This window comes from Halomonas sp. 111, assembly GCF_052379685.1.
Classification (GTDB): Bacteria; Pseudomonadota; Gammaproteobacteria; order Pseudomonadales; family Halomonadaceae; genus Vreelandella; species Vreelandella citrativorans.
In genome coordinates this window covers 81,294-93,627 of the sequence record NZ_JBQSYV010000004.1, presented here as the reverse complement: position 1 = coordinate 93,627, position 12,334 = coordinate 81,294, and the positions used below count along the sequence as shown (strand labels likewise).

Genomic DNA, 12,334 nt, shown 5'->3' with positions numbered 1-12,334 from the left:
CGCCTTCAGGACTCGCTATCAGTATCGATAGCGGTTTTTTCGGTGATCAGCATGCGTTCACGCGGGTCGCGTTCGGCGTTGCTAACCCGTGCTGATTCCCCCTGAATGACCCGCTCGTGGAGCATCGGGATCGCCGCATCGGTGCGCAGAATAGCGGCTTCAGCGTCGATAATCGCTTGGCGGCGTGCTTCACCGGTGGGCTGCTGTGAAGCGTTGGCAAGCGCCTCATCAACGGCCGGGTCGCAAAGCTGGGCGATATTGAAAGAGCCTTCGCAGGCGAAGTCGCTGTACATGTAGGCCACCGGGTCGCCAGAATCCAGCACAGTGGCACGCGACAGGATAAAGGCATCAAACTCACCGGCTAACGCGTCGGATTCAATATGCGCGTACTCGCGTACTTCCTGCGTCACCTTGAAGCCGGCCTGGGTCAACTGCTGCTCAAGCAGGACGGCGACTTCCGGCAGCTCAGCGCGATCAGTAAAGGTCGCCAGAGTGATTTCGATGCCCTCTGGTGCGGCAGGCGCGGTACGGTCGTCTATTGAGGTGCGGTAGTCGCTTGCCCAGGCCAGTGCCGGACCCAGCAGACCTTCGGCAATATCGGCACGACCTTCGTAAACGGTCTTCACAATGGCCGAGCGATCAATCGCTTCACGCGCGGCCGCTCGCAGGCCGGGGTCCGCCATGGGGCCTGATTGGGTGTTCAAATACAGCGTGTTGGTGCGCGGCATGGGCACTTCGTGCACCAGCGCCTGGTCCAGCAGCGCCACTTGCGATACCGGAATGGCTTCTACCACATCGGCGGTGCCGGTTCTCAGGGCAGCGGCGCGCGCCGTACCGTCGGAGACATAATCCGCATCGATACCAGCAATGGCGGCGGGCTCGCCCCAGTAATCATCAAACCGGTCGAGCGTGGCGCTGGTGGTGCCATTGATCTCTTTCAAAACAAAAGGGCCGGTGCCTGCTTCGATGGGATTCACCCGGCCATCGTCGCCATAGGCGCTAGCGGCTAGAATCGCCAACTGCGGGCTGGAAAGCCGGTTGGCAATCAGCGGGTCGGCTTTCTCGGTACGTACCAACACAGCATTGTCGCCATCGGCTTCAATGGTCATGTTAACGCCGTCCAGAATACGCGGCTTGGGGGCCGCTTGAGTGGCGGCTGTCAGGGAGTTCACGACGTCGTTGGCGGTCAGCTCGGTACCGTCGTGGAAAACCACACCGTCACGAATCACAAAGCGCCACGTTTGATCGTCCACCTGCTCCCACTCGGTCGCCAGGAACGGCTGCGGGTCACTGTTGGTATCCAGACGAACCAGAGTTTCAGCGTTACTCCAGCGCGATAGTTTAAACGCGTCGTCGGATAACGGACTCAACCCTGAACGCGGCGGCTGAAGCATCGCGACGCTAATTCGCTCGTCGGCGTCTGGTGAGGCAGAGGTTTCATCACGCTGGTTATCAAAGCAGCCAGCGAGTAGAAAAGGCGCGGCCAGGACAGCGGGTAACGATAGGCGAAGTGTGTGGCGTAGCATTGGGGAGTCTCCATGTCAGGAACAGAAGTAGACGTTAACAACAGCCGCCAAACGTTCGTAAGCAAACGCTTGGACGCCATGTTGGCGAAACGGATTATTCGTCGCGGATAGGTTATTTATAAGCCCGCTATACAAGCGCCCCCACGTCCGTCGGACGACAGTGCGGGTAAGCGCAGGTAGGCAGTTGGGAGACGGCCTTGATCAAATCAAGCGTGATGGGATGGCGGGGGGCGCGCCAAAGCTCAGTGGTAGGGCGGTCTTCAACAATCCTGCCGTCGTCCATTACCAGGGTGCGCTTGCAAAGGTTGGCGACCACGGATAAATCGTGGGACACCATCAGCAGGCCTGTGCCGTTCTCATCGCAAAGCCGCTTCAGCACGTTAATCACCTGGGCGCGCACCGGCAGGTCAAGCCCGCTAAGCGGCTCGTCGGCCAGTAAAAAGCGCGGACGGGTAGCGATGGCTCGGGCAATGGCTACCCGCTGCGCCTGGCCGCCGGAAAGCTCATGGGGTTTGCGGTCCAGAAATGAAGTGCCCAACCCCACGTGCTCAAGCGCTTCCTGGGCGCGCTCAATCGGGTCGCACTTCACCTGGAGGCGAATCAGCGGCTCAGCAACCAGTGCGCGCACGCTCATTCGCGGGTCAAGCGAAGAAGCCGGGTCCTGGGGAATATACTGAACCGCCTGGCGGTACCAGCGCAGGCGGGCCGTGGACGCGGGGCGCACTACTTTATGTTGGCAGGTAATTGACCCACTATCAGGCGCTTCAATCGCCAGCAGCGAGCGTAGTAGGGTGGTTTTACCCGAGCCGGACAAGCCCACCAGCCCCACGCGTTCGCCGGGGTAAAGTGTAAGGTCAACATTGTTGATGATGTGCTTACGCTCACCTGCTCGCCAAAACACCTCACGTGGCAGCGTGACGCTTTTATTAAGCCCGCGTGCCGATATAAATGCTTCTCTACCCACGAGTGCTTCCTGACGACTAAACGGTAGGGGGCTTTGCATCAGGCGCTCTTTAAGTAATCAACGGATAGAGGTTCGGCCACGCTCGTGAACTCGGCTGGCTGTACGCTGTGTGCCGCGTCCACTAACTCTTGAGTAAAGTGGTGTTGTGGGGCGGTAATCAGCGTATCCAGCTCACCGCTTTCAATCATGACGCCGCGCTCGATAACCACCGCGCGTTGGCACAGCTGAGCGGCGGCGTGAAGGTCGTGAGTGATAAACAGCAGAGACGTGGCCGTTTTGCCGGTATGTTCGCGCAGGGCGCGGAGTACCTGCGCTTGGGTGACGACATCCAGTGCGGTCGTAGGCTCATCAGCAACGAGCAACGAGGTTTTACAGGCCATGGCAAGCGCGATACACACGCGCTGGCGCTGGCCACCGGAAAGCTCGGCAGGCGTGCGTTTTATCAACCGCTGCGGGTCAGGAAGCCCCATGGCTTCCAGTAACGCAATAACGGCCTGCATGGCCGCTTTACGCGATAAGCCGTGGTGGCGCGTGAAGGGCTCGCGCAGCTGGGAGCCGATAGTCACCAGCGGGTTGAGCGCCGAAAGCGAATCCTGAAACACCATGGATACGCGGGTTTCATTGCGCCGTTGTGCTGCAGGAGTGTGAATAACGTCCTGGCCAAGAAGGCGAATGCTTCCCTGTGCTTGTGCATTAGGCGGTAAAAGCCCTAGCACCGCTTTCGCGGTAAATGATTTCCCTGACCCCGATGCGCCCAATAGGCATACGCGCTCATCGGCCATCACGTCAAAGGAGAGGCCATCAACCACCGGCTGTTGATCAATTTGAATGCGCAGATTACGCACGGATAAAACGGGGTCGCTGCACATTGCCAACATCTCAAATCAGGCCATTAAATCGCTATCAATGGTTATGATATAACGTTTTCTATGAGGTCGACAATATGCCGTAATAAAATCCGGGGGCAGAGGAAGAGAGTAATAGAAAGAGAGTAATAGAAAGAGCAGGCGTGGGAGTGATGAAAAACGTAGCAGAGATGACAAAAGGATAGGCATAAAAAAGCGCTGACGGTGCAGCGCTTAATGCATACCGGGCAGCAGGCTGCCCGGGGGATGGATTTATTTGGAGGAGGTCGCGAGAACGTCTTCGCTAAAGTTCGTGGCAGGCTCATCGACCGTAAAGGTCGCGCGGCTTAAACGACGTACACGCTTCATAAACAGGGCGATACACACCAGCGTACCCAGTGCCGCCACCACATAGCTCACCTGCAGTGGCAGGCCAAAACCAATCGGCGCGTAGGCGATATAGGTAAAGGTGGCCATGGTCATGAAGACCGCCGGAATTGACGTAATCAGGTACGGTTTGCGCGATAGCACCAGATACATCGTGGCGACCCATAGCGCGATCACGGCGGTGGTCTGGTTTGCCCAAGAGAAGTAACGCCACAGTAGCGTGAAGTCCATGTGGGTGAGTGCGTACGACACAACAAACAGAGGTACGGCGATTAGCAGACGCTTAACGATCGGGCGCTGATCAATTTTCAGGTAGTCGGCAATGATCATGCGTGCGCTACGAAACGCGGTGTCGCCAGAGGTGATCGGAAGAACGATAACGCCCAGTACCGCCAGCGTGCCGCCGACGGCGCCAAGCATGGTGGTGGATACTTCGCTTACCACGGCCGCAGGACCGCCCGCTGCCAACACGTCAGAAAGGCTTTGGTCACCGTGGAACAGGCTCATGGCTGCTGCTGCCCAGATCATGGCGATAATGCCTTCGGTGATCATCATGCCGTAAAAGATTTTGCGCCCGCTGGTTTCGTTCTGAGTGGTGCGCGAAATAATGGGCGTTTGGGTGGCATGAAAACCAGACAGCGCACCGCAAGAAATCGTTAAAAACAGTAGCGGGAAGATAGGTGCGCCTTCCGGATGCATATTCTGGAACGAAAGCTCAGGGATCGGCGCGCCCGTCACGATCATGCCAATGCCGATACCCGCTGCGCTGAACAATAACAGTGCACCAAAGTAGGGGTAGATGCGGCCGATCACCTTATCAATCGGTAGCAGTGTCGCAATCAGGTAGTAGACAAAAATCGCCATAATAATCAGGGTAAGTGATATCGGCGTCATATTGTCCAGCAGCGCGGCGGGGGAGGTGACAAATACGGTACCCACCAGCAACAGTAGTAAAATCGCAAAGCCGTTAACCACGTGCTTCATGACTTTACCCAGGAACTTGCCCGCCAGTTGAGGCAGGTGAGCGCCGTGGTTGCGAATCGAGATCATGCCCGTTAGATAATCATGCACCGCACCGGCGAAAATACACCCAACCACGATCCAGACGAAGGCGACCGGACCGTAAAGTGCGCCAAGAATAGGGCCAAAAATGGGCCCGACACCGGCAATATTAAGTAGTTGGATAAGCGAGTTACGCGTTGTGTTCATCGGTACGTAGTCGATGTTGTCACGCATACTATAGGCAGGCGTTTGACGCTTGCGATCAGTGACAAAGACCCGTTCAACGAATTTACCGTAGGTAAAATAACCCACGATTAACAGCAGTATCGAGACGATAAAGGTAATCATGTTGGGCACTCAGTGGTCAGGGGATAGTGAAAGACGACAGATGAAAAATCAGCTAGGGCGCTGATTAGTTGGCAGAATGTACAGTGTCGTTAAGCAAACCGCTTTAAGACTTTAGTGGCCCACTGAGCGTAATGACACACATCAATATGAAAACGGGCAGCCTTAGGCTGCCCGGTCATCTTCTTGCGTAACGTAAGCGCGTTATGAAGGTGTCACACCGCAGAGCATGCGCGCACCACCGCCACCCAAGTGTGGCTCGTCTTCATACGTGTCGCCGCCCTCATGAATAATCAGGGCGCGGTCTGTTATGTCGTCCATGCTCAGCCGAGGTGCCAGCACGGGCAGGTTCGCTTCCCCATCGTCGTTGACGGTCAGTACCGGCAGGTCACCCAAGTGGCCTTCGCCATAAGGACCCTGATGAGTATCGGTATTGTCCGGGTCGTAGTGGCCGCCGGCGGCCTGGGCAGCGGTCATTTCGCCGTCATCGTTTTCGGCCGGTTCGCAGCTGGGGTTCTGGTGCAGGTGGAAACCATAAATACCTGGCTCTAGACCGGTGATGGAGGGCGTCAGTAACACACCTCCGAGTTCGGAGCTTTCAATCGTCACGGTACCGAGCGCATCGTTTACACCTTCGGACGTTACCTCGTGCATATTCACTTCAAGCGATTCGCTCTCATTGGTTTGAGCACTAGCGGTAGTGGCCAGTAGCAGGGCTGCGGCGATACCGGTGAGCGGAGCTGAATAACGCATGGTTCGTTCTCCTTTCCTGTTCCGTGGAAGCCCCCGAAGGGGTGCCTTTACAAGGTAGTTGCCGAGTCCCCATGTTGCCAACGCTGGTTGGCTAGCTTTAACCTAACGTTACGGATGACATCAGCCTGCTCAGCCGCGACAATAGCGCCTCGTTTTTACCCAGGAAGTGCTATGTTGCCGCTTAGAATCCTCTATCAGGATGAGCACCTTGTCGCCGTGCATAAGCCCGCCGGGCTTTTAGTACACCGCTCGGCGCTGGCACGGGGTGAAACGCAGTTTTTGTTGCAGCAGCTGCGTGATCAGATAGGCAAACGCGTTTATCCTGTGCACCGGCTGGACCGGCCGACGTCGGGCGTTATTGTGTTTGCCCTCTCCTCGACTGTCGCCGGGCTTTTAAGCGAAGCGTTTAGTGAACGCCAGGTCGAAAAGCGCTACCTGGCGGTGGTGCGTGGCAAAGCACCTGATGAGGCGCGTCTGGACTATCCGCTACGTGAAGAGGATGGCTCGCGGCCTAAAGCAGAAATGCCTGCGATGCCCGCCATGACCGATATACGCCGCCTGGACAGTGTTGAGCTTCCCGTTCAGGTCGACCGCTACCCAGTAGCCCGTTATTCGCTTATGGAGGCGCGCCCGCTTACCGGGCGCCGCCATCAAATTCGCCGCCATTTATCCCGGCGCGGTTACCCCATCATTGGTGATGCCAAGCACGGTAAAAGCGTCCACAATCGCTTTTTTGCCGACCAACTGAATGCGCCACGCTTGTTGTTGGCGGCTACGCATTTAGCCTTTGATCACCCCGTGCTGGCTAAACGGGTTGCGCTAACCTGTGCCCTGGATGACACCATGACCGCCTTGTTCCATCATTTAGGCTGGGCAGGCCACCTGCCGTTGGACAGCGTGCGGACACCGCCGCTGACAGCGCCCTCTGCCCTTCAAACGCTTTAAAAAGAGCTTGCCATGTCTACTACGCCTTCACTTCCACCGGTTACCCCGGCAAGTGCTGAGCCAGCCTCTGCTGGCACGGCTTCTAACGACCATGTTTCTAACGACTATGAATTCCGTTTTGGCGGTATTCGGCGCCTTTACGGGCAGCGTGCGGCTACCGCGTTTCGCCATGCGCATGTGGTGGTGGTGGGCGTAGGTGGCGTAGGTAGCTGGACAGTGGAGGCGCTGGCGCGCTCAGGTATCGGTAAGCTTACCTTGATCGACCTGGACGATGTGTGTGTCTCCAACGTCAACCGTCAACTGCACGCGTTGGATGGCACTATCGGTAAACCAAAAGTGGACGTGCTGGCGGAACGCTGTCGCCTGATTGCGCCTGACATCGACATCGTCGCTGACACGGCATTTGTCACGCCCACGAACCTGGCCGAGCGCATTCCCGAGGACGCCGACCATGTAGTGGATGCCATCGACAGCGTTATCGCCAAGGCCGCGCTGATTGCCTGGTGCAAGCGGCGTAAAATCCCGATTACCGTGACCGGTGCCGCCGGCGGGCAAACCGACCCCACACGTATTCAAGTGGCCGACTTAACCCGTACCGAGCACGACCCGCTGTTATCCAAAGTGCGCTCGCGTCTGCGCCGGGATTACAACTTCTCGCGCAACCCCAAGCGGCGCTTCTCGGTCGAGTGTGTCTACTCCGACGAGCAGCTGGTGTATCCCGGTAGCGACGGTGAAGTGTGCCTGCAAAAGCCCGGCAGCGGTGACGCCACCCGGCTGGACTGCGCCTCGGGTTTTGGCGCCGCCACGTTCGTCACCGGCACGTTCGGCTTTGTCGCAGCCTCCAAAGTGCTCGAACGCCTGGCTAAAAAAGCCAACCAGCCAGCCACTCAGAAGGAAAGCCAATGACCGCCCCCGTTCCCGGTATTTACCGCCACTATAAAGGCGCACTTTATGAAGTGGTTGGCACTGCCCACCACAGTGAAACCGAAGAGCCACTGGTGATCTACCGCGCCCTTTATGGGGAGTACGGGCTGTGGGTGCGCCCGCTTGAAATGTTTATGGAGACAGTAAATAAAGAGGGCCAGACCCAACCGCGCTTTGCGCTTGAAAAGGCATTTTAGTGCACTTTTTGAGCAGGTCAGATGGCTAATTCAGGCTGAAAAATCGCCGCATATTCCAGTACGTTACCATCAGGAAGCTATATGTCCTCACCGACGCCGCAACAAACGCTGAAAGACGTATTCGGTTTTGATGACTTTCGCGGCGGCCAGCAGGCCGTGGTCTCCCGGGTGTTAAAGGGCCACTCCACGGCGGCTATCTTCGCCACCGGTGCGGGGAAGTCACTGTGTTATCAGTTGCCTGCGCTGCATCTACCCCATTTAACGTTAGTGGTGTCACCGCTTTTAGCGCTGATGCAGGACCAGCTGGCCTTTTTAACCCGGCATGGCGTGGCGGCGGCCACTATTGATTCTACCCAGGACCGCGACACCGTGCGTGATGTGATGGAGCGCGCCAGAAGCGGCGAGTTGAAGATTCTCATGGTGTCGGTGGAGCGGCTCAAGAACGAGCGTTTCCGGAATTTTCTACGCCAGGTGAATATTTCGCTGTTAGTGGTCGATGAAGCCCACTGCTTGTCTGAATGGGGGCATAACTTTCGCCCGGACTATCTCAAGTTACCCGAGTACCAGCACGAGTTCGCAATCCCTCAAGTGTTGCTGCTGACCGCCACGGCCACGCCTGCGGTGATCGCCGACATGGGTGAGAAGTTTTCCATTGATCCAAACAATGTGATTACCACCGGCTTCTATCGGCCCAACCTTGAATTACTGGTGCACCCAGTGGCAGGTAACCGCCAGCAGCATCTGATTGATTGGCTAAAACCCCAAATGCAGCCGGGCAATGAAGCGCCCAGCATCATTTATGTCACCTTGCAGCAAACTGCTGAACAGGTAGCCAGCGCCTTGGCTGCCCAGGGAATCAACGCTCAGGCGTATCACGCGGGGCTGGATTCATCGCGACGAGACGAGATTCAGCGCCAGTTTATGAGCGGGGAGTCGCCGTGCATCGTGGCTACTATTGCGTTTGGCATGGGCATCGATAAAGGCAATATTCGCAACGTCGTGCACTTTGACCTGCCCAAATCCATCGAGAACTATAGCCAGGAGATCGGCCGGGCAGGGCGCGATGGCTTACCTTCCACTTGCCTGACCATGGCAGGGCGCGATGGCCTGCGTGTGCTGGAAAACTTTGTGTATGGCGATACGCCGGAATATGTGGGCATTGTGCGCTTGCTTGAAGAGATCGCCGCTGCCGGTGCCACGCCCGAGCGGCAATGGGAAGTGCTGCTCAATGTGTTGTCGCGCGATACCAATATTCGCCTGCTGCCATTGAAAACCCTGCTGGTACGGCTGGAAATGCACGGCATTATTGCACCGCGCTTTGCCTTTCTGGCGGAGTACCGGCTGCGTTATCACACTGAACCAGAGGCGCTGGTCGCGCGCTTTCAAGACGAACGGGCGACCTTTGTCCGCCTGCTGGTCGACAACATCCCCATCGCCCGCACTTGGGGGAGCGTGGATTTTGAACGGCTACATGCGGCTGGGCAGGCGCAGCAGATTGATGCCTCCCGCGCCCGTGTAATCACCGCTCTTGAGTACTTTCAGGACAAAGGCTGGCTAACGCTGGAAGGCAAACGAATGACCGACGTGTATGACGTCCGTCAGCCGGCATTCAGCCTTGAGAGGCTGGCGAACCAGCTATATGACGAGTGCTTAGTGCGCGAGCAAAGCGAGATTGAGCGACTGCAGGCCATGCTGGCGCTCTTTGAGTCCGATACATGCCTGACTCGGCGTTTAACCGAGCACTTTGGCGACACCACGTTAAGCGCAAGCGACGACAGCCGGTGCGGGCACTGCTCGGTCTGCTATGGGCATCGCGTTCAGTTGCCCGCCGCGTCGTCTTTACCGGCACTGACAGACGCCGATTTCAGCCGTTACGCCGTGCCCTTTATCGAGCGCCATACGGCGCAAACAGGCCAGCCTCCTAACAGGCAGCGGCTAGCCCATTTTTTGTGCGGCCTGAGTATGCCGGTGTTTACACCGCTCAAGGCGCGAAGCCTTGATGGCTTTGGTGTATTTGAACAGCGCGCCTACCCTGAAGTACGGCAGTGGGCCGAGCGGTGTCTTACCCTTGGCGCTTACCCCTGACGCAGCGTAATACGGGTGAGCTCTGAAGGCTTGCCTAAGCGCAGTGCAAAGCCAGGCCAGAGCCCGGTGCCGTTATTGACGTAAAGCGTCATTCCGTCAACATCGTAAAAGCCCGAGACAAAACCGTTATTGGCCAAGGCCACAATACGATCAAACCCCCAAATCATGCCGCCGTGGGTGTGGCCGGAAAGCTGCACATCAACCCCGGCGGCAGCTGCCCTGGCGGCATCAAAAGGCTGGTGGTCGAGCAGGATAATCGGCGCGCTATCGGGGGCGCCAGCGATTGCTTCGTCTACATCTGGCGCGGGCCAGCCGGTGCGTGGCGCCCTTAAATCGGTGATGCCAGCAAGTACCAGCTGGGCGTCGTCACGCGTGATCACAGCATGTTGATTGGCCAGCGTCTGCATACCAAGTGATTGGTAATGTGCCATCCACTGCTCGTACCCAAAGTAATATTCGTGGTTGCCGGGGCTTGCATAAACGCCATCTGGCGCCGAAAGCGCTTGAAGCGGTGCTACATCCAACCTTCGGGTTTCAAGGTCGCCATCGATCAGGTCGCCGGTAATCACGATTAAATCAGGCGCCAAGGCGTTGGTTTTGGTGACCACTGCGTTAACCCATGGCGCCTCAAATAACCGGCTGATATGCAGGTCGGTTAAATGAATTATTTGATACCCGTCAAACTGCGTGGGCAGCCCAGTAATGGTTACTTCAACCTCCTTCATGGGCGGTACGCGTACTGCCTGATTGACCCCAAAGGCTGCGATTGCCAGCGCGATGACCCCGATCGCATAACGTAACGAGGCAGGGATTTTGAGTCGCCGCCTTTTTGCTGCCATTAAAAGAAGTGTTACCGCATCAACGATGAGTTGTAACGCCGCCAGGAAAAGAACGGTGCCGAACAGCCAGTTGATCATCAGCACCATACTTCTGGGTACCTCGGGGGAGAACATGCTGCCAAAGGCCAAAAACGTCAGCAGGTGGTGCTGTGACACGAGCAGCAGTAACGCGCTAAGGGCAATCTTGACCCATAACGGCCAACGCAGCGGTGCCAGGAAACGGGCAATAACCATCAGGCAGGGTATGGCAACGATGAAGTGAAACATCAAAGGGGACTCGTATAAGAGAGTGGGCGTAGTTATATAGATAAATGACTAAATTAGCTATTCATCAAAAAAGTGTAAAAATCGCTTGGTTCAACGCTACGTGCATTCGCAAAGTACTTTCGATACGTACTTTCGATACGTACTTTCGCTAAGTACGTTCATCGGGCAGGCGTCTTTCGCGCCAGTTATCCCACGCGGGAGCTGGACCCACCATGTCAAACAGATGATCCAAAAAGGCGCTTACCTTTCGCGTATGCAGGCGACGCTGTGCGTACAGTACATGAATATCGCGCCTGCCGGGGGCCACCTCGCAGCGCCACGCTTCAAGCACGGGTAGCAGTTTTCCCGAGGCCAATTCATCGGCGATTAGCCAAGTCGGAAACATGACAAGCCCGTGCCCCATGAGCGCTGCTTGTACCAGGCTTTCGGCATCATTGCTACAAAGCGGACCATCCACCTTGCAGGTCAGCGGTTGGCGCTGTTCGGGGTGGTGGAAGTACCAGCGCTGGCGACCCATTTCACCTTGGTAAAGTAGGCAGCTGTGCTGAGCCAGGTCATCAGGCGTATTCGGCGTGCCTGCATTGTGTAAATAGCTCGGCGCGGCGGCCACCACGTAATTCATCGGGGCCAAGCGGCGTGCCACCAGCGTAGTGTCAGCAAGCTCACCTACGCGAAAGGTGATATCGATGCCCTCGCGTACTGGGTCAGTGAGTTGATCGGTCAGCATTAACTCGACGTTGACCGCCGGGTAGCGCTGCTGAAAGCGATGCAGAATTGGCATGATTTGACGCTGACCAAAGGCGACCGGCGCGTTTAAGCGCAGCACACCGGAAGGCTCAGCATTTGGCGCTGTCAGCGCTTCGGTCGCTAGGTCGAGCTGTTCAAGGATGCCTCGCACGTCTTGATAGTAGCGCTCACCGGCTTCGGTCAGCGTCACTGCCCGCGTGTGCCGGTAGAGCAGTTGCTGACCCAACGACTCCTCTAGAGACGCAATTTGGCGCGAGATAGACGACACCGCGCGATGAAAATGACGAGCCGTGGCGGTAAAGCTGCCGGTCGCGGCAACGCGCTCGAAAACGCGTAATGCATTGAGATCCATTGAGTTGCGCCTACAGCAATAAAGATTTGCGGTTTTTCCAATTGTAGCAACTTTGGCTGCTGTCCAGAATAAGCCTCAACCGATACGAGCCCAGCGTTCGTCGATTTTAGAACTCACTTTGTCAACACTTGCTGGATTGATGCGAGTTATCTCATT

The 12,334-nt window shown here is 56.9% G+C and carries 11 protein-coding genes; 4 read left to right on the top strand and 7 right to left on the bottom strand.

Annotated features, from left to right (window positions below; all coding sequences use genetic code 11):
* Window positions 1-5: 5 nt before the first annotated feature.
* From ACT3T7_RS04460 to sodC, 5 genes are all read right to left on the bottom strand, one after another.
* Window positions 6-1,526: an ABC transporter substrate-binding protein gene (locus ACT3T7_RS04460; RefSeq protein ID WP_444630206.1), complete on the bottom strand. Its 1,521-nt coding sequence runs from the start codon at window positions 1,524-1,526 to the stop codon at window positions 6-8.
* Window positions 1,527-1,653: 127 nt separating this feature from the next.
* Window positions 1,654-2,529, bottom strand: coding sequence for an ABC transporter ATP-binding protein (locus ACT3T7_RS04455; protein WP_444630205.1), 876 nt, complete (start codon window positions 2,527-2,529; stop codon window positions 1,654-1,656).
* Window positions 2,529-3,368 carry an ATP-binding cassette domain-containing protein gene (locus ACT3T7_RS04450; protein ID WP_444630204.1) on the bottom strand — a complete coding sequence of 280 codons (840 nt, stop codon included), beginning with the start codon at window positions 3,366-3,368 and terminating at the stop codon, window positions 2,529-2,531. Before ACT3T7_RS04450 ends, ACT3T7_RS04455 begins: the two co-directional genes overlap by 1 nt.
* A gap of 240 nt (window positions 3,369-3,608) precedes the next feature.
* Window positions 3,609-5,072 (bottom strand): carbon starvation CstA family protein, encoded by a 1,464-nt coding sequence (locus ACT3T7_RS04445; protein ID WP_172118575.1) that lies wholly within the window; start codon window positions 5,070-5,072, stop codon window positions 3,609-3,611.
* A gap of 201 nt (window positions 5,073-5,273) precedes the next feature.
* Window positions 5,274-5,822, bottom strand: coding sequence for a superoxide dismutase family protein (gene sodC, locus ACT3T7_RS04440; RefSeq protein WP_172118576.1), 549 nt, complete (start codon window positions 5,820-5,822; stop codon window positions 5,274-5,276).
* A 171-nt stretch (window positions 5,823-5,993) separates the two neighbouring features.
* On the opposite strand from sodC, the gene ACT3T7_RS04435 reads away from it, so the two are divergent.
* The 4 genes from ACT3T7_RS04435 to ACT3T7_RS04420 all read left to right on the top strand — a co-directional run bounded on the left by ACT3T7_RS04435 (window position 5,994) and on the right by ACT3T7_RS04420 (window position 9,973).
* Window positions 5,994-6,767: a pseudouridine synthase gene (locus tag ACT3T7_RS04435; protein ID WP_193056466.1), complete on the top strand. Its 774-nt coding sequence runs from the start codon at window positions 5,994-5,996 to the stop codon at window positions 6,765-6,767.
* A gap of 12 nt (window positions 6,768-6,779) precedes the next feature.
* Window positions 6,780-7,673, top strand: coding sequence for a tRNA cyclic N6-threonylcarbamoyladenosine(37) synthase TcdA (gene tcdA, locus ACT3T7_RS04430; RefSeq protein ID WP_172118578.1), 894 nt, complete (start codon window positions 6,780-6,782; stop codon window positions 7,671-7,673).
* Window positions 7,670-7,888, top strand: coding sequence for a DUF1653 domain-containing protein (locus ACT3T7_RS04425; RefSeq protein WP_172118579.1), 219 nt, complete (start codon window positions 7,670-7,672; stop codon window positions 7,886-7,888). The genes tcdA and ACT3T7_RS04425 overlap by 4 nt, the downstream gene beginning before the upstream one ends.
* An 81-nt stretch (window positions 7,889-7,969) precedes the next feature.
* The gene (locus ACT3T7_RS04420; RefSeq protein ID WP_444630203.1) at window positions 7,970-9,973 is read left to right on the top strand and encodes a RecQ family ATP-dependent DNA helicase; all 2,004 of its coding nucleotides are present in this window, start codon (window positions 7,970-7,972) and stop codon (window positions 9,971-9,973) included.
* Here the strand turns inward: ACT3T7_RS04420 and ACT3T7_RS04415 are convergent.
* Window positions 9,964-11,079 carry a metallophosphoesterase gene (locus ACT3T7_RS04415; RefSeq protein WP_444630202.1) on the bottom strand — a complete coding sequence of 372 codons (1,116 nt, stop codon included), beginning with the start codon at window positions 11,077-11,079 and terminating at the stop codon, window positions 9,964-9,966. The genes ACT3T7_RS04420 and ACT3T7_RS04415 overlap by 10 nt on opposite strands.
* Before the next feature lie 148 nt (window positions 11,080-11,227).
* Window positions 11,228-12,178: a LysR family transcriptional regulator gene (locus tag ACT3T7_RS04410; RefSeq protein WP_193055242.1), complete on the bottom strand. Its 951-nt coding sequence runs from the start codon at window positions 12,176-12,178 to the stop codon at window positions 11,228-11,230.
* Window positions 12,179-12,334 lie beyond the last annotated feature (156 nt).